General features: G+C 64.8%; 13 protein-coding genes and 1 pseudogene. 6 read left to right on the top strand and 8 right to left on the bottom strand.

Annotation, left to right across the window (positions count from 1 at the left end; all coding sequences use genetic code 11):
• Nucleotides 1–18: 18 nt before the first annotated feature.
• From K9F62_04000 to K9F62_03985, 4 genes are all read right to left on the bottom strand, one after another.
• Complete coding sequence (locus K9F62_04000) at nt 19–1323, bottom strand: DUF2325 domain-containing protein (protein UJX41873.1); 1305 nt, start codon at nt 1321–1323, stop codon at nt 19–21.
• A 257-nt stretch (nt 1324–1580) separates the two neighbouring features.
• The gene (locus K9F62_03995) at nt 1581–2663 is read right to left on the bottom strand and encodes an acyltransferase (GenBank protein UJX41872.1); all 1083 of its coding nucleotides are present in this window, start codon (nt 2661–2663) and stop codon (nt 1581–1583) included.
• Nucleotides 2664–2672: 9 nt separating this feature from the next.
• On the bottom strand, nt 2673–3173 hold the full coding sequence (locus tag K9F62_03990) for a hypothetical protein (protein ID UJX41871.1): 501 nt from the start codon (nt 3171–3173) through the stop codon (nt 2673–2675).
• Between the two features lie 45 nt (nt 3174–3218).
• Nucleotides 3219–3890 (bottom strand): YkgJ family cysteine cluster protein, encoded by a 672-nt coding sequence (locus K9F62_03985; protein UJX41870.1) that lies wholly within the window; start codon nt 3888–3890, stop codon nt 3219–3221.
• Nucleotides 3891–4227: 337 nt separating this feature from the next.
• Here K9F62_03985 and dsrA point away from each other — a divergent pair, with 337 nt between their 5' ends.
• The 5 genes from dsrA to K9F62_03960 all read left to right on the top strand — a co-directional run bounded on the left by dsrA (nt 4228) and on the right by K9F62_03960 (nt 10151).
• Nucleotides 4228–5541, top strand: a complete 1314-nt coding sequence (gene dsrA / locus K9F62_03980; protein UJX41869.1) for a dissimilatory-type sulfite reductase subunit alpha — start codon at nt 4228–4230, stop codon at nt 5539–5541.
• A gap of 16 nt (nt 5542–5557) precedes the next feature.
• Nucleotides 5558–6721 carry a dissimilatory-type sulfite reductase subunit beta gene (gene dsrB / locus K9F62_03975; GenBank protein UJX41868.1) on the top strand — a complete coding sequence of 388 codons (1164 nt, stop codon included), beginning with the start codon at nt 5558–5560 and terminating at the stop codon, nt 6719–6721.
• 62 nt (nt 6722–6783) lie between these two features.
• Nucleotides 6784–7011 carry a dissimilatory sulfite reductase D family protein gene (locus K9F62_03970; protein UJX41867.1) on the top strand — a complete coding sequence of 76 codons (228 nt, stop codon included), beginning with the start codon at nt 6784–6786 and terminating at the stop codon, nt 7009–7011.
• A gap of 129 nt (nt 7012–7140) precedes the next feature.
• Nucleotides 7141–8556 carry a cobyrinate a,c-diamide synthase gene (locus K9F62_03965; protein UJX43119.1) on the top strand — a complete coding sequence of 472 codons (1416 nt, stop codon included), beginning with the start codon at nt 7141–7143 and terminating at the stop codon, nt 8554–8556.
• Between the two features lie 509 nt (nt 8557–9065).
• Nucleotides 9066–10151 (top strand): hypothetical protein, encoded by a 1086-nt coding sequence (locus K9F62_03960; GenBank protein UJX41866.1) that lies wholly within the window; start codon nt 9066–9068, stop codon nt 10149–10151.
• A 12-nt stretch (nt 10152–10163) separates the two neighbouring features.
• On the opposite strand, the gene K9F62_03955 is transcribed toward K9F62_03960, so the two are convergent.
• Complete coding sequence (locus K9F62_03955; protein ID UJX41865.1) at nt 10164–10988, bottom strand: hypothetical protein; 825 nt, start codon at nt 10986–10988, stop codon at nt 10164–10166.
• Between the two features lie 304 nt (nt 10989–11292).
• A pseudogene (polA, locus tag K9F62_03950) lies at nt 11293–13913 on the bottom strand (DNA polymerase I).
• Nucleotides 13914–14157: 244 nt separating this feature from the next.
• Between polA and K9F62_03945 the strand changes: the two are divergent.
• On the top strand, nt 14158–15789 hold the full coding sequence (locus K9F62_03945; protein UJX41864.1) for a TolC family protein: 1632 nt from the start codon (nt 14158–14160) through the stop codon (nt 15787–15789).
• A gap of 88 nt (nt 15790–15877) precedes the next feature.
• Here K9F62_03945 and K9F62_03940 read toward each other — a convergent pair whose 3' ends face one another.
• Together K9F62_03940 and serS are read right to left on the bottom strand one after the other, a co-directional pair.
• Complete coding sequence (locus K9F62_03940) at nt 15878–16063, bottom strand: hypothetical protein (GenBank protein ID UJX41863.1); 186 nt, start codon at nt 16061–16063, stop codon at nt 15878–15880.
• Nucleotides 16060–17349, bottom strand: coding sequence for a serine--tRNA ligase (gene serS / locus K9F62_03935; GenBank protein ID UJX41862.1), 1290 nt, complete (start codon nt 17347–17349; stop codon nt 16060–16062). Before serS ends, K9F62_03940 begins: the two co-directional genes overlap by 4 nt.
• Between the last annotated feature and the right edge of the window lie 193 nt (nt 17350–17542).

Raw genomic sequence — 17542 nt, 5'->3', positions numbered from 1 at the left:
CCGACCGGCCTTGGCGGGTTATTGCGCCCGGGGAACGTCGAGTTCGGCCAGGGACCGGGCCAGGCTGGAAAGCCCCGAGGACCGGGCCAGAACGAGCGGTTTGAGGCAGCCACGGCAGGCCTGCTTGACCAGGGAACAGGCCTCGTGGCTCACACAGTCGACAGGGCACACCACCGCGTCGGCCGCGCCCAGAAGCTCCCAGAGCCGGTGGGCCGACTGTTCCCGGCCGCCGTCATGATGCACCAGCTCGCAACCGAATTTGGCGGCCAGAAGCTTGTAATGGGCCACGAGCGAGCAGCGCCCGCCCACGTAGAGCACCCGTTTGCCGGCCAACCCCGGGTGGGCTTCCCCGGCCCGGCAGGGGCAGTTGCCGCCGCAGGAGCCTTCGGGCAGCCCCTGTTCCCGGCAGGGACAGACGTGTTCCGCGTCCGGGGCGGTGCTCTCGTCCCGATGGTGTTCGGCATGGGCGGCATGGGCCGCGGCCGCGTCGCCAAGCGCCGCGAACAGCGAGGCCTCCAGGGCCGTCACTTCGCTGTCCCGGTCGGCCAGCTCCCGGCGCAGGTCGGTCAGTTCGGCGTGCATTTTTTCCAGGGCCAGGGCCTGCCGGCCGGCCTCGGCTTCGGTCGCTTCCAGCCGCTCGGCGGTTTTCGCCAGCTCACGGCTCAAGACGTCGCGGTCGCGGCGCACGGCGGCCACGGCCGAGTTTTCGATGGCCGCCTTGAGCGAAATGCGCTCGCGTTCGACGGCCTGCCGCCGCCGCCGTTCCCCGGCCACTTCCTCCATGGCCTCCCGGCAGCGGCCCTTCCAGACGCCGACCGCCTGGCGCAGGGCGGTTTTCTGTTCCTCCAGGGCGGCCGCGGCCTCGGACAGCTTTTCCTCGAGCCAGGCCAGGCGCGACAGGTCGGCCCGGTTGGCCGCGCCGACCCGGTGGGAAAGCATGTGCACTTCGCCATACACCTCGCGCAACAGTTCCTGGGGCACGTCCGGATGGGACATGATGGCCCAAAAAGGGCCGGGCACGTCGCCGGCGTCGGCCCGTTCCCGCCACATGCGCCGCAGGCTTTCCGGGTCGTCGACGCGCAAAAAGGCGCGCAGGTCCTTGCGGTATTTCTTGTCCAAAAAGCGTTGCAGATATTTGGCAGGCGCGCCGCCGGCCACCTTGGCCTGGCCCACCAGGAAGACGTGGGCGTCGTAATCGGAAGCGTCCTCGGCCACGGCGTCGCCGCATTTGCGGCAGATCCGGCGCAGTTCGGACACGGTCAGACAGGTGCCCACGATGGGGCAGGCGAATTCGGCGTTTTCGTGCAGGGTCTTGCGCTGCATGGCTCCTCCCCGGCCCCGACCGGGACCGTATGGAGCCGACCTATACGAAAATGAAAATCATTGTCAATTAGAAAGAGGTAAAAGAAGGATGCGAGAGGGGAAACCCTTTAAAAAGGGTTCTCCCCTCTCGCGCTCTCCCCTTCCTAAAGTTTATAATGGAAAAGAATTCCATAACTATAATAAACTCTAATTATTAAAGTCTTTGGAAAGGGGGTCTGGGGGGAAACTTTTCTTCAGAAAAGTTTCCCCCCAGTTCTTCACACATCCGCGAAAAGCAGGCGTGTCCAGGGGCGGGGGCCGACCCGGCGGGCCAAGCGCGTCAGCAGCAGGCTGCCGCCGAAAGCGAGGACGAGGCAGGCCGCGCCGAGGGGCAGCCGCCAGACGGGAGACACGGGCGGGGGGATGGCGGCGTAAAAGGCCAGGACCAGGATGTAATGGGACAGGTAGATGCCGAACGTGTCACGCCCGGTCGCGGCCAGGGCGTGAAAGACCGGCCCGTTGGCGCGTTTCTCCGCCCACTGGCAGGCGCAGCAGAGGGCCAGCGCGCCAAGTATCTGGAAGCACAGGCCGGAAAGCAGGAAATACTGACGGTAATTGACGCCGAGAAGGGTCGCTTCGGCGGCCACTTCGTGCAGATAGGCGGCAAAGGCCAGTCCGGTCGCGAGGAGCAGCAGCGGTAGCCGGCGGGTCAGGCTGGGAAGCATGTCCTGGCGTCCGGCTAGCCAGGCGCCCAGAAAGAAGAAACCGGCCCAGGCCGGGGCCAGCCGGATGCCGACCAGTTCGAAGGCGTAATCGCGCGGCGACGAGACGGCGTAGAGGATGCTCGAGAGCGCGTAGAACGCGATGGTGGCGGCCATCCCGGCCACGGTCCAGCCGGCGATGCGCCGGGGCGTGGCGAAGAGGTCCGTCAGGCAGGCCAGGGACAGGAACTGGAGCAGGGCGAAGATGAAGTAGAGCTGCATGGAGCCCACGGCCAGCTCGATCAGGCGCTGCCAGTGGCCGAGCGGCACGCCGTAGAGGACCTTAAGCGACAGCAGGGTCAGGGCGTTCCAGGCCAGAAACGGGGGGAGCAGCCGCCGCATCTGCCTGGCCGGACGCCGGGCAAAGGGGACGCCCTCCGGACGCAGGCAGGCGTGTAACCGCAGCAGGTAGCCGGACAGCAGGAAAAAGGCCGGCACGGCAAAGGTGACCAGGCAGGCGGAGAAAAGCGGGGTAACGGAAAAATCGCCCTCGCGGAAGAAGGCCATGTTGCTGGCGTGGGACCAGACCACCACCAGCATGGCTATGGTGCGGGCGGCCTCGATCCACCGGAGGTGGCGCGAACCGGACGCTACGGACATCGTCGGCGATCAAACCTTGCCGGCCCGGCGGTCGTAGATAAGCATGTAGACCTGATCGATCTGGACGTAGAGGTCGGGCAGGACCCAGATGGTCTGGATCATGGTGGTGTCGGTCGGCTCGCCGAGCAGGGCCGTGGTTTTCTTGACGAGGTCCTTGACCGTGAGCAGATCGTGGACGAGCACCACCAGGGAGAACCGGCCGGTGTCCTTGTTACAGCCGTAGTAGATCCGGTTGAGCGGGATGCCCTGGAACTGGGTTTTTTCCTCCTTGTCGTAGTGCAGGATGAAGGGGCTTTTGGCCACGACATCGGGGTCATAGGCCAGGCCGAACATCTGGAGCTGCCGGTTCCAGACGGGCCGGGCGCGTTCCAGGGCGAAGGAGGGGCCGGAAAAAAGGGTCTGGCAGCTCTCGCCGTAGCGATATTTTCCAAAGCCCTGGCGCAGGTCCATGGCCTGGGCGGCGACTGCGGTGGCGCAAACGAAGACAAAGGCGAACAGAAGACGTTTCATGAAAACCTCGCAGACGTTGCTACTTCTTATGATGGCGTCGTCTGTTTAGGCGCTGGGGCCGTCCTTGTAAAGGGCGGGCGGGGTGAGGACGGCCCGGCAGGCGGGCAGGGCCTGGCGCAGGGGCCGGCCGAAAAGGAACAGGAGCATCTCGGGCGGGACGCCGGCCCGCTCGGGCACGAGGTCGCGCATGGCGGCGTCGAGGCGGTCGGCCCGGATGACGGCCTCGCGGGCGTCGGCGTCCCCGGAAAGGGCCTGCCGGCACAGCTCTTCCAGGCGCAAGAGCCCCGTTTCGGCTTCGTGGTGGGCGCACAGCTCGGCCAGGGGGCTGGCCGGTCCCAGGATGTCGCGCCGGGTCAGCAGCTCCGTGCGGTACATGGCCGCCAGGGCCTTGGGAGCCTGGCAGAACAGGGCGCGGCACTGGGCCGGGCGATGCCGGTGGATGGCGCAGGCCCCGGTCGTGCCGGCACGGTAGAACCGGCAGGTCCGACCGCCCGGAACCGGGCGTATCTTGACCAGTTCGACGGGCGAGGGGCCGACGGTGCCGGCCACGTTGTCCGTGACGTATTCGCCCCGGCGAAGGGTCATGAGGTCGGTTGGCGCAAGGACGCCGTCCCGCAGCAGGGGCAGGTCCCGGACATGCAGGGCCGGGCCGCCGTCGCGGCAGCAGGCGCCGCAACGGCGGCAGACGGGTGCGGAGTCGGGCATGGCGACGTGCATGGGAGAAATTCCGGTCTTTGGCAAGGGGGGGGCGAGAGGGTCGGCCGGAGACAAAAGGGCTTTGCAACGACAGGGGCAAAATGCTATGTGGCTTAGATGCACACAGAACTGGCCACAGTCCGTTTTCCCGTTGACATAAGGCTTTAGTCATCTTAGGACGTGAGCGATTGTGCATTCGTTCACGTTTTTTCAAGACCTCCCGCGTGAATAACGCCCCGCCCGCCGGCGAGCAGGGTCGGTCGGGGGGGGGAAGGTGCCGAAAGGCGGCGTGACGTCGCCCGGGGCGCATGTTAACTGGTTAAGGCGGTAACTCTTCAAACCCCACTGGAGGAAGCAAATGGCGAAACACCAAACCCCCCTGTTGGACCAGCTCGAATCCGGGCCCTGGCCCAGCTTCGTGTCCGACATCAAACAGGAAGCCGCGCACCGGGCAGCCAATCCCAAGGGGCTGGACTACCAGATCCCGGTCGAGTGCGCCGACGACCTGCTCGGCGTCCTGGAACTCTCCTTCAAAGACAAGGAGACCCACTGGAAGCACGGCGGCATCGTGGGCGTTTTCGGCTACGGCGGTGGCGTCATCGGCCGCTATTGTGACCAGCCCGAAATGTTCCCCGGCGTGGCCCATTTCCATACGGTTCGTGTGGCCCAGCCCTCCGGCAAATACTACACTACCGAATATCTCCGGCAGATCATGGACATCTGGGACCTGCGCGGCTCGGGCCTGACCAACATGCACGGTTCCACCGGCGACATCGTGCTTCTTGGCACCACGACCCCGCAGCTCGAGGAAATTTTCCACGACCTGACCCACAATCTGAATACGGACCTCGGTGGCTCGGGTTCCAACCTGCGCACCCCGGCCGACTGCCTGGGCCAGTCCCGCTGCGAATTCGCCTGCTACGACACCCAGGACGTGTGCCACACCCTGACCAACGATTATCAGGATGAGCTGCACCGCCCGGCCTTCCCCTACAAGTTCAAGTTCAAGTTCGACGGCTGCCCGAACGGCTGCGTGGCCTCCATCGCCCGCTCCGACTTCTCGGTCATCGGCACCTGGAAGGACGACATCCGCATCGACCAGGACCGCGTGAAAGCCTATGTGGCCGGCGAGTTCAAGCCGGGCGGCGGCTCCCATGCCGACGGCAAATGGGGCGCCTTCGACGTGGTCAAGGAAGTCGTGGACCGCTGCCCCACCGGCTGCATGAGCTACGACGGCGCCAAGCTGACCATCGACAACAGCAACTGCACCCGTTGCATGCACTGCATCAACACCATGCCGGCCGCTCTCAAGATCGGTAAGGAAACCGGCACGTCCATCCTGGTCGGCGCCAAGGCCCCGATCCTCGACGGCGCGCAGATGTCCTCCCTGCTCGTGCCCTTCGTCGTGGTGGAAAAGCCCTACGACGAGCTCAAGGAAATCATTGAGAACATCTGGGACTGGTGGATGGAAGAAGGCAAGAACCGCGAGCGCGTGGGCGAGACCATCAAACGTCTCTCCTTCCAGAAGCTGCTCGAGGTCACCAACACCAAGGCTATCCCGCAGCATGTGGAAGCCCCCCGTAGCAACCCCTACATCTTCTTCAAGGAAGATGAGGTGCCCGGCGGCTTTGCCCACGACGAAAAGGCCTATCGCCAGAGACACATGAGATAAGTGGGAGGACACAGATATGGCATTCATTTCTTCCGGATACAATCCCGACAAACCCATGGAAGGTCGGATCACGGATATTGGTCCTCGGCATTACGAGGAGTTCTATCCGTCGGTCATCAAGAAAAATAAAGGCCAGTGGGACTATCACGAGATCGTGAAGCCCGGCGTGCTCAAGCACGTGGCCCTCTCCGGCGACGTGGTCTACACCGTCCGCGTCGGCGGCGCCCGCCTGATGAGCGTCACCCATGTCCGCGAGATCTGCGAAATCGCCGACAAGCATTGCGGTGGCCACCTGCGCTTCACCACGCGTAACAACGTGGAATTCATGGTCGAGACCGAAGACGCCCTCAAGGGCCTGATCGCCGACCTCGAGTCCCGCAAGTTCGCCGGCGGAAGCTACAAGTTCCCCATCGGCGGCACCGGCGCCTGCGTGTCCAACATCGTCCACACCCAGGGCTATGTGCACTGTCACACCCCGGCCACCGACGCCTCCGGCCCGGTCAAGGCCGTCATGGACGAGATGTTCGACTACTTCCAGTCCATGAAGCTGCCGGCCATGGTCCGCATCTCCCTGGCCTGCTGCCTGAACATGTGCGGCGCCGTGCACTGCTCCGACATCGGCATCGTCGGTATCCACCGCAAGCCTCCTATCGTCGAGCATGACCGCCTGGACAACATCTGCGAAATCCCGCTTGCCATCTCCGCCTGCCCCACCGGCGCCATCAAGCCGACCAAGGTCGAGATCGACGGCAAGAAAGTCAACTCCGTCGCGGTCAACGCCTCGCGCTGCATGTACTGCGGCAACTGCTACACCATGTGCCCGGCCATGCCGCTCGCTTCCGGCGAGGGTGACGGCATCGTGCTCATGGTCGGCGGCAAGGTGTCCAACCGCATCTCCATGCCGAAGTTCTCCAAGGTCGTTGTGGCCTATATCCCCAACGAGCCGCCCCGCTGGCCGACGCTGACCAAGATGGTCAAACACATCGTCGAGGTCTACGCCGCCAACGCCAAGAAGTACGAGCGCCTGGGCGAATGGGCCGAGCGCATCGGCTGGGAGAAGTTCTTCGAGCTGTGCGACCTCGAGTTCTCGCACCACTGCATTGATGACTTCCGTGATCCGGCCTACTACACGTGGCGCCAGAGCACGCAGTTCAAGTTCACCAAGCACATCGAGGCCTAAGCATCAACCATCCGGGCGGGAAGGGTTTCCTTCCCGCCCGCATTAAACAAAGAGGGAATGGTATGGCTTCCGAGAAAGAGCAGGTGCTCGAGTTCCTCACGGGCAAAACGGGTAAGAGCAAGTTCTACTTCAACGATTTCTGCAAGATTTTCCCGGACAAAAAGCCCCGCGAAGTCAAAAAAATCCTCACCGAGCTGGTCAATGAAGGGAAAGTCATCTTCTGGTCCAGCGGCAGCACCTCCATGTACGGCCTGGCCGGCGTGGGCAAGCAGCAGGCCGAGGAAGACTAGTCCGCAAGGCGTCCGGCGTACGATCGGCCAGGCGGCCGCCCTGTCGGATGCGCTTGAGGCTGCGGCCGCCACGGCGGCGATCGCCCCGTGGAACACGAAAAAAAGCCGCGCCGTCAGGCGCGAACGACGATGCGCGCCGTGAACGATCGCCCGCGTCTTGTCCTGGCCGGGCTATCCGGGGGCGCAGGCAAGACCATCCTGACTCTTGGTATTTGCCGGGCTCTGGCCGCTGCCGGGCTGCGCGTCCGTCCGTTCAAAAAGGGTCCGGATTACATCGACGCCGCTTGGCTCGGGCTTGCCGCCGGGTGCGACGCCACCAATCTGGACCCTTTTTTATTGCCCGCCGAAAGGCTTCCTTCCCTTTTTCTGGAAAAATCCCAAGACTGCGATATCGCCGTTATCGAAGGCAATCGCGGCATCTTCGACGGCATGGACGTGGCCGGCTCCTGTTCCACGGCCGCCCTGGCCCGCCAGCTCGACGCTCCGGTTGTCCTCATTCTCGACGCCACCAAGATGACCCGCACCGCCGCCGCCCTGGTCGCGGGCGTGGCCGGCTTCGAACCCGGACTGCGCCTTGCCGGCGTGGTGGCCAACCGCACCGCCGGACCGCGTCACCGGGCCATCGTGCGCGAAAGCATCGAAACCCTGGCCAGGGTGCCGGTGCTGGGACTGCTGCCCAAGATTTCCGACAATCCCATTCCCGAGCGCCACATGGGGCTGGTCTCCAACCGTGAGCACGCCGCCGTGGGCGCCATCCTGGACGGCCTGGCCGGGCTCGTGCGCGAACATGTGGACCTCGACCGGCTCATCGCCCTGGCCCAGTCCGCGCCGCCGCTGCCCGACCTGGAGTTTTCGCCGCCCCCCGCACCGGTCGGCCCGGACGCGCCGGTCATCGGCGTGGTGCGTGACGCGGCCCTGTGGTTCTACTACCCGGAAAATATCGAGGCGCTGACGCGCGCCGGTGCCCGCGTCACCTTTGTCAGCATCCTCGACCCGTCGCCCTGGCCGGCTCTCGACGGCCTCTACCTCGGTGGCGGCTTCCCCGAAACCCAGGTCGCGGCCCTGGCCGACAACCGCCTCGTGCGGGAGCGGGTGCGCGCCCTTTCCGCCTCGGGACTCCCCATCTACGCCGAATGCGGCGGGTTCATGTACCTGTGCCAGGGGCTCGAGGTGCAGGGAACCGTCTACCCCATGGCCGGGGTGTTTCCCGTGACCACCACGCTTTGCGCCAGGCCCCAGGGACTGGGCTACAGCCTGGCCCGGGTGGTGCGGAACAACCCCTACCATCCCACGGGCACCCTGCTGCACGGACACGAATTTCATTACTCCCGCTGCCAGGCGGTCCCGGATTGCCCCTCGTTGCCTGCTCCCGAAGCCTTCACCCTGGCCATGGAGCGGGGCGTTGGCATGCACGAGGGCCACGACGGGCTGCTTACGGGCAACACCTTCGCTGCTTATACCCATATCCACGCCGAAGGCGCGCCCCACTGGGCGCCGAACTTCGTCGCGGCGGCCAGGCGCTACGCGGCGCGGCGTGGGGGGTAGGGGAGCAGGACGAGGGGAAAGCAGGGGCTCTGCCCCTGCACCCCGCCGGGAGGCCATGGGCCCCCCGGACCCCCCATCCGGTGTGCTTTGGCTGGGCGGGGGAGGGGATGGTTGCCGGCAAGGCGGAGTGCGGAGAAGATGGAGGCGGAATTTGCCTGGACGGTGCCGCCGCTTCGCGGCAGGCTCGTCCCGACAAATTCCGCCGCCACCACGCCGGTCGCCCCTTCAGGGCGACATTCAAAGAAAATGTTGTTTCTTAAAATGCGGCGCTTCGCCGCTGGCGCGGTTGTTGCCGCAATCGTGTCCGGCGTCGAGGAGCGAAGCTCCTCGTGCCGCCGGGCCGATTGCGGCAACAAGACACTATCAACCACACCTCCACCCGCCATCCCAACCCGGTAAAGGGGGGACCGGGGGGCCTCAAGCCCCTCGGCGGAGTGCAGAGGCAGAGCCTCTGCCGGGTCCAGGGCAGAGCCCTGGGCGTAGCGAGACAAGGCACACGAGCAAGCACCATGGACAGCAACGACATCCGCATCATCAAGGAAATCGCCTCGCCGGGCGGGGCCATGGCCTACGCGCCAAACCACGCATCCATGCCTGTCGAGGGCGACGACACGGGGCTCACGTATGGGGCCTATTTCGAGGCGCTGGAAGCGTTCGTTTCCGGCGAGGGGTTCGCGCCGCTGTGGCGGGCCCTGGTCGCCTCGGGCCGGCCGGACGGACTGGCGGGGGCGACGGAAATCGTGCTTCGGGCCGAAAAGCATGGGGCGCTGTACCATCCGGCCAGCTGCACGGTGTGCTTCGACGGCGACGCGGCCAAGTTCTGCCTCAATGTGGCGGCCTCGGAAATGGGCCTGGGCTGTCTGGAGGTCGAGGCCGGGCTCCTCGAAACCTTACGCGGGCGTTTTACGCCGGAGTTTCTGCCGTGTCCCTATGCCTATGGCCGGGTGGCGGGGCTTGGGCTTTTGCTCGAGGAGTGGTTTGGCGACTTTCACGAGTTTCACCAGGACGGTTCGGGCCGGGTGCGGCTGTGGGATTTCGACGCCGGCGAACGGCTGCTGGCGCAGGGTGAGGCGGCGGCGCTGTACGGCGAAGCGGCAAGGATTCTGACCCGGTATTACGATACGGAAACCGGGGCGTCCATCGGGCCGTGGCACCATGGGGCCGGTGATTTCGTGGCCAGGATTTCTGACGGAACGGTTTCGGCCAGACTGATCACGGTGCGGGGCTACGGTGCGTCGCGGTCCTTTACCGAGGCCGGTCCCATGGCCGAGCGCCTGGCCGGGCTTTCCTTTTTCACCAACATGACCATGCGGGCGCGTCTGGACCGGGTGAACGGTGTGGGGGAGCTTGTTTTGGCCGATGCGGATGTCGTGCCCGCCCTCGTGGCCGGTTTCGCGGCGGCCCTTGGCGAGCGGCCGGATTGCAGCGACGCCGGCCTTGGGTTGCTCGATTTTCTGGGTTCCTTTTCCACCGAGGAATTGGCCGGGGCCGGGGCGCAACTCATGGAGCCGTGCCCGCCGCAGGAACAGGCGCTATTGGCCGCCGCCTGGCCGGGACATGCCGCGGCGCTCGTGGCCGCGTTGGGCGGGCTGTAAACGGCGTCGGTATCAGGACGCCTGGGCCGGAGGCGTGGCGGCAAGTTTTTTGGCGGCAACCGCCAGGACCTTGCGGGCGTCGAGCAGATGCGCGTCGGCGTCCACGGCCCGCTTGGCCGCGCTTTGGGCCTCCTGCCAGTTGCCAAGCCGAGCATGGACCATGGCCAGTGCCTGGTCGAACAGGGGATTCGCGCCGAGCTTGGGCTTGGCCTCGCTTAAGATGCGCTCGGCAAGGGGCCATTCGTCGGCCTTGCCGGCGGCGGTCATGAGAAAGTCGTAGGCGCGGGGGTTGTCCGGCGCCTCTTCCATGGCCCGCTTGATGTACTCCAGGGACGCCTTGAAATGGCCGGCGTCGATGAGCCGGGAGGCAATGAGCGGGAAAAGCCCTTTCTCGTCGACGTAATCCTCCACCGCCGCCCGGAAATTGCGTTGGGCCTCGAGCAGATTGCCTTCGCCGAGGAGCTTGGTGCCCTTGATGACGGCATGGTCGATGCGCAGCTTGCGTTCGCGCATGGCGTCCAGGCTCTCGCGATTGATGTCGTCGGCGATTTTCTGGGCCAGGGGCAGCAGGTAGGCGCAAAGCTTTTGTTCCTGGCCTTTGGCGTAGGGGACGCCGTTGGGCGCGTATTTTTTGACCCGGGGCAGCTTGCTGATGTTGGCGAAGCATTCGCGCAAAAGGCCTTCCACGATGGTGCGGTCGGAAGAGGGCAGTTTGACGGAAACGAACGCCTTGAGCGCCGTGGCCAAAAGCTGGACCGTGCGCAGGTCCTCGTTCTTGGCATAGGCGGCCTTGGCCCTGCCCAAGTCCTCGCGTATGGATTTACCGGTTGGCGGCATGCCGCGTTTCCTCTCGTTGCGCCGTACCGGAGATGCCCCGGCAGGCCCTGGTTTCATACTGACGATACGGAACTTCGTCCTCGATTAAAAGTCCCCGTGATCCGTTTTGAGAAGCGGGTGCGAGAGGGGAAACCCTTTTAAAAAAGGGTTCTCCCCTCTCGCGCTCTCCCCTTCCTCAAATTTTTATCATAACAGCTGTTGTACGGATAACAGCCTGTTACTATTAAAAGTCTTTGGAAGGGGGGCCTGGGGGGAAACTTTTCTTCAGAAAAGTTTCCCCCCAGTTCGTTTTAAAAAATACGTCCTAATGCGCCTGGCCCCAGGTGTGGCCCGTGCCCCAGTCGACCACAAGCGGCACGGCGAGCGTAATGACGCCGCACATGATGTCGGACAGCCGCTTTCCGGCCGCATCGGCGGTGTCCAGGGGGGTCTCCAGCAGCAGTTCATCGTGGATTTGCAGCACCATGACCGCGCCGGCCCCTTTGAGGTCCGCGTCCTTGTGGGCGGCCAGCATGGCCATTTTGATGATATCGGCCGCGCCGCCCTGGACCACGGTGTTGATGGCCTGCCGTCTGGCCTGGGAGGCAAGCTGGGAATTTTTCGATTCGATGTCGGGCAAAAGCCGCCGGCGTCCGGCCAGGGTGGTGACGTAGCCCTGGGCCTTGGCCGATTCCACGATACCGTCGTAAAAGGCGGAGAGTCCGGACAGGCGTTCGAAATACTTGGCAATGAACGCCTTGGCCGCATCGAGCTTGATGCCGAGGTCGCGGGAGAGCTTTTGCGGCCCCATGCCGTAGAGCAGGCCGAAGTTGATGGTCTTGGCCTGCCGGCGCTCGTCCGGGCCGATGTCCGCTTCGGGCTTGTCGAAAAGCAGCGAGGCCGTGCGGGCGTGGATGTCGGCCCCGGCGGCGAACGCCGAAAGCAGGGCCGGTTCGCCGGAAAGGTGGGCCAGCACCCGCAGCTCGATCTGGGAATAGTCGGCCGCGACCAGCGCCTTGCCTGGACCGGCCACGAAACATTCGCGCATGCGCCGCCCGAGGGGGCCGCGGATGGGGATGTTTTGCAGGTTGGGATTGGAGCTCGACAACCGGCCGGTGGCCGTGGCCATGTTGTTGAGCGTGGTGTGGATGCGGCTGGCCGCGTCGGCCAGCTTCGGCAGCGGGTCCAGGTAGGTGGAACGCAGCTTTTCGAGCTTGCGAAATTCCAGGATGCGGTCGACCAGGGGATTGGAGCCGGCCAGACGCTCCAGGGCGTCCTGGGACGTGGAGGCCGCGCCGCCCGGGGTCTTGCCCTTGGGCGTAAGCCCCATTTCGGTAAAAAGGATCTCGCCGAGCTGCTGGCTGGAGCGGGGGTTGAAGGGATGGCCGGCCAAGGCATGCAGTTCCTTTTCCAGCCGGGTCAGGTCCGTCGCCACTTCCGCGCCGAAGGCGGCCAGGGACTGCAAATCCACGCCGATGCCGGCCCGTTCCATGTCGAGCAGCACCGGAATGAGCGGCAACTCCAGCCGTTCGACCAGATCGGTCAGCCCGGCCGTGTCCAAGCGGGCGGCGTAGACGTCGGCCAAGAGCGCGGCCGCCTTGGCGGTGTCATCAGGAGCGACGGCGGCGGCGTCCACGGTGGGATCGGCGAAAAGGCTGTCGCGAAGGCGCGGGAAGCCGTAGTTGCGCTGTTCAGGGTCGAGCAGATAGGCCGCCAGCCCCAGGTCGAACCACAGAGGGAGCGGCAAGGCGGCAAAGGCCGCGTCCATGGCCAGCATCTCCTTGACCGAGGGCACGGCCACACGTTTAGCCTTGGCCAGAAGCGGGGCCAGGGCGGCCGGGGCGGCATCGGTTGTGACCTCGTCCGGGCCCAGGGACAGGCTGAAGCCGGCCTCGACCGGAACAAGGGCGACCCGGCGCCCGGCCATATCGGGCAGCTTTTCGGCCGGCACGGGCTTTGGCGCGGGGGGGGCGGCGGCGTGGCGGCCTCCTTCCCTGGCGGATCGTCGAAAAGCGACAGGCGGTTGGCCACGGTCTCCCGCTTGGCTTCCAGCGGCGCGGCGGCGGAAAGGCCCGGGATGTCGCGCGCCAGGGTGCGAAATTCATAGGACTCGAGAAAAGCGCGTAACCCGTCGGCGTCCGGCGGCGTCAAGACGGTATCGTCCAGGGACACCTCCGGCAGCAGGTTGGTGCGCAGGCGCGTCAGTTCCCTGTAGAGGAAGACGTCCTCGATGGCGGGTTCGATTTTCTTGCGGACCGTGGCCTTGAGGTCCTGCAAGTGCTCGCGCACGTCTTCCAGGGTGGGATGCTCGCGCAGGATGCCAAGCGCGGTCTTGATGCCGATGCCGGGCACGCCCGGGATGTTGTCGCTGGTGTCGCCGACCAGGGCCTGCAAATCCGGCCAGGACGCCGGCTCGATGCCGCACTCGGCGGTGAAGTCGGCCTTGGTGGTGAGCCGTTCGGCCTTGCCCGAGGGGTCGTAGAGGACCACGCGCTCGTCCAGGCACTGCTTGAGGTCCTTGTCCGCGCCGACGATGACCACGGGGAGGCGCTGCCGAAACCGGGCGGCCAGGGAGGCGATGCCGTCGTCGGCCTCGGCGTCCTCGGGCACGATGACCCGCGCGCCGAACAGGCGCAGGCCGTCGAGCAGCGGTTCGACCTGCCGGGCCAGGGGCTCGGGCATGGCCTCGCGGTTGGCCTTGTAGTCGGCATAAATCTTGCTGCGAAAGGACGGTCCGCGTCCGTCCAGGAAAAAAACCAGGTGATGCGGTCGCTGTTCTTTGACGAGTTTGAACAACAGGCGAAAGATCATGAACAGAGCGCTGGTCGGAAAGCCGTCCGAGCGGGCGATGTCGCGGAAGGCGTGGTAGCCGCGGTAAAAAAACGCGCTGCCGTCGATAAGGAAAACCGGGGCGGCCGCGAAGCCGAGTCGTGTGGCCAGGGACATGGGACTCCTTTCGCGGCGGCTGCATGACCACTCGCTTGGCCGGTTTTACGGCACCGGGCCCTCGGGCGCAACCAGGGGATGGCGTGTCTCGACAAATGCTTTTTATGCGGGTAGGCTAATAAGATCGGAAGGTTGTTTGTCTGTTTGGTTAATGCCTGTTCACAACGCTATACATTCCGGATTAATTGTTTTATCGGGATTTACCCGATTTAACGGGTAAACACCCGGCATGGAGAAGGACGGAATGACCGCAATGTCCAAACGAAGGATTTTTCTGGCCTTTGGGGCCGGTGTTGTTCTCGTCGCGCTTCTGGCCGCCCCGGCCCTGGCCCAGGACACCGCCGCGCCTGCCGCGTCGGACCGCGTGGCCCAGCGCTACACCAAGGGGATGATGCCCCCCGATGCCTCCGCCACAGCCACCCTCCCAAACAGCGGCATCGAGAAGAAAATCGAAAAAATACCGCTGCCGGATTTCGTCAACACGGGTCGGACGGATGCGGAGGTGGCCAAACAGATCGCCCCGGGCGCGGCCGGAGTGGCCCCCGAAGGGCAGCCCATGAGTATGGAGTCGAGCGTCAAGCGCGGCCTCGACGCCAACCCCCAGATGCAGTCGGCCCGCGCGACCCTAAGCGGCGCCGAGGAAAGCCGTCGCCAGGCCATGGCCAACTTCGCGCCGGTGGGCACGGTCAGCTACACCTTTCAGCGTACCGACGCCGAGTCCATCGGCACCACGTCCCAGTCCCTGCCCGGCAACCAGATCATCAACTCCATGGCCGGCACCTCGCTTTCCACCACGCGCACTACCCATTCGCGGCAGGGCTACTGGCAAAACCTCTACCAGCTCCAACTGACGGTGACGCAGCCCCTCTTCACGGGCTTCAAGCTGCTGAGCACCTACCAGAAGGCGGCGCTCAACAAGGCCTACAGCGCGGCCAACATCGACTATACCGAGCTGTCCCTCATCAAGTCCGTGCAGCAGGCTTTCCTCAGCCTGTTGCAGGCCCGGGCCAACGTGCAGAGCAACAAGGATTCCGTTGCCCGGCTCGAATCCCAATACAAAGTGGCCCAGGCGTATTACGACGTCGGCCTCAAGCCGCGCCTTGACGTCCTGCAGGCTGAATCCGATCTGGCGGCGGCGGAGCAGACCCTGCTTTCCTCCCAGAACACGGTGCTGGTGCAAACCGCCCAGCTCAACTCCCTGCTCAACCTGCCGCTCAACCAGCAGACGAACTACGTGGGCGAGTTGACCTACCTGCCGTTTACCATGAGCATCGAGGACTGCCTCAATACGGCCTACAAGCAGCGTCCGGACCTCTACATGGGCGTCAAGTCGGTGCAGATGGCCGAAAAGGACGTCAAGATCGCGGCTAGCCCGCTGTATCCGCAGATTCAGGCCCAGTACACCTATACCAAGCAGGGCAACTCCGCCGACCTGTCGCTTCGGGACATGTCCGGCTCCACCACGCCCGAGGCTTCGGCCGTCGGCGTCTCGGCCACCTTGCAGGCCTGGGACTGGGGTTCCACCTTTTTCGGCATGCAGTCGGCCCGCGAGACGGTCAAGAAGCTCCAGGCCGACCTGGCCAAGCTGCGCCTGGACGTCGGCTACCAGGTCAAGACCTTCTACCTCAACATCCAGGACGCGGCCAAGCGCATCTCCGTGGCCCGCACGGCCGTGGAGGCGTCCAAGGAAGGCTTCCGCATGGCCATTGCCCGGTACCAGGCCCAGGTCGGCACGAGCGTGGATGTGTTGACGGCCCAATCCTCGCTGACCACGGCGGAAACCAACCTGACCCAGGCCCTGACCGATTACCAGAGCGCCCTGGCCGACATCTACGTGGCCATGGGCATGCGGAACCTGAATCTGGTCTCCAATTAGGTCCTCAGGCGATACGACAAGGAAAAGGGCGGAAGGCTTTGCCTCCCGCCCTTTTCCTTGTCGTCGACATGTCCGCCGTCGGCGGCGATCAGCCTCCCCGGCGCTTGTCAATGGCCCGGCGGGTGATCACGGCGAAAAAGCCGCCCACCAGTCCAAGGATGAGCCCCCGGCGGATGTCCATGAAAAAAAGGCCGCCGATGACGCCGACCGACCCGCCGATGATAAGCCCCCGCTTGAGGGCTTCCATGAAGTCCTGGCGTTTGCTCCCGTTCATGCGTCTTTCCCTTCGGGCTGAAGCGACTCGATGCCGCCCATGTAGGGCCCCAGGGCCTTGGGAACCGTCACCGAGCCGTCCTTTTGCAGGCAGTTTTCCAAAATCGCGGCCATGGTGCGGCCGATGGCCAGCCCCGAGCCGTTTAAGGTGTGCACCAGCAACGTCTTCTTGCCGCCTGCGGGCTTGAAGCGGATGTCGGCGCGCCGTGCCTGGAAATCCTCGAAATTCGAGCACGAGGAAATTTCGCGGTATTTGTTCTGCCCCGGCAGCCAGACCTCCAGGTCGTAGGTCTTGGCCGAGGAAAAACCCAGGTCGCCGGTGCAAAGCGCCACCACGCGGTAGGGCAGCTCCAGCTTTTGCAGGATGGCCTCGGCATGGCCGGTGAGCTTTTCCAGCTCGTCGTAGGAGGTGTCCGGATGCACCAGGCGCACGAGTTCCACCTTGCCGAACTGGTGCAGGCGGATGAGCCCCTTGGTGTCCTTGCCGTAGGAGCCGGCCTCGGACCGGAAGCACTGGGTGTGGCAGCAGTAGGCCACGGGCAGGGCCGATTCGGGCAGGACCTCGCCCCGGTGCAGGTTGGTCACCGGCACCTCGGCCGTGGGGATGAGGTAGGACTCCATGGCCTCGAGCTTGAAGAGGTCCTCGGCGAACTTGGGCAGCTGGCCCGTGCCGAGAAGGCTCTCGGCATTGACGATAAAGGGCGTAGCCACCTCGGTGTAGCCGTGTTCGGCGATGTGGGTGTCGAGCATGAACGCGGCCAGGGCGCGCTCCAGCCGGGCCAGTCCCTGGCGCAACACCACGAAGCGCGCGCCGGACAGCTTGGCCGCCCGCTCGAAATCGAGCCCACCCAGGGCCGTGCCCACGTCCTGGTGCTCCTTGATGGGAAAATCGAAGGTGCGCGGCGTCCCCACCGTGCGTACGGTGGGATTGTCGTTTTCCCCGGCCCCGTCCGGCGTGGAGGCGTTGGGGATGTTCGGCACGCCGAGCAGCCACTGGCGCACCTGCTCGTCGAGATCCCGGGTCTTTTCGTCCAGGGCCTTGATCTCGGCGGATAGCGCGCCGAGACCTTCCAGCACGGCGGCGGCGTCGCCGCCCTGGCGCTTGATCTTGGCCACTTCGGCCGAGGCCGTGTTGCGCTGGCTCTTTTTTTGTTCGACAGCGGTCAGGGTTTCGCGGCGGGCCTCTTCCAAGGCCAAAAAGGCCGGCAGGTCCAGGGGAAAATGCCGCCTGGCCATGCCCTCGGCCACGGCCTCGGGATTCTGGCGCACGAATTTAAGGTCCAGCATTATGGTATGCTCCTTAAGGGGAAGGGAAGATGCGAGAGGGGAAACCCTTTAAAAAGGGTTGTCCCCTCTCGCGCTCTCCCTTTCCTAAATTTTCTATCGATACTGACGTGTTACGGTTGCCATTCCAGTATTATTGAAAGTCTTTGGGAAGGGGGCCCGGGGGAAACCCTTTCTTCAGAAAGGGTTTCCCCCG

The sequence above is a fragment of the Desulfovibrio sp. JY genome (genome assembly GCA_021730285.1).
Lineage (GTDB): Bacteria > Desulfobacterota > Desulfovibrionia > Desulfovibrionales > Desulfovibrionaceae > Solidesulfovibrio.
The sequence above is the reverse complement of the archived record's forward strand: the minus strand, read 5'-3'. Positions and strand labels throughout refer to the sequence as shown.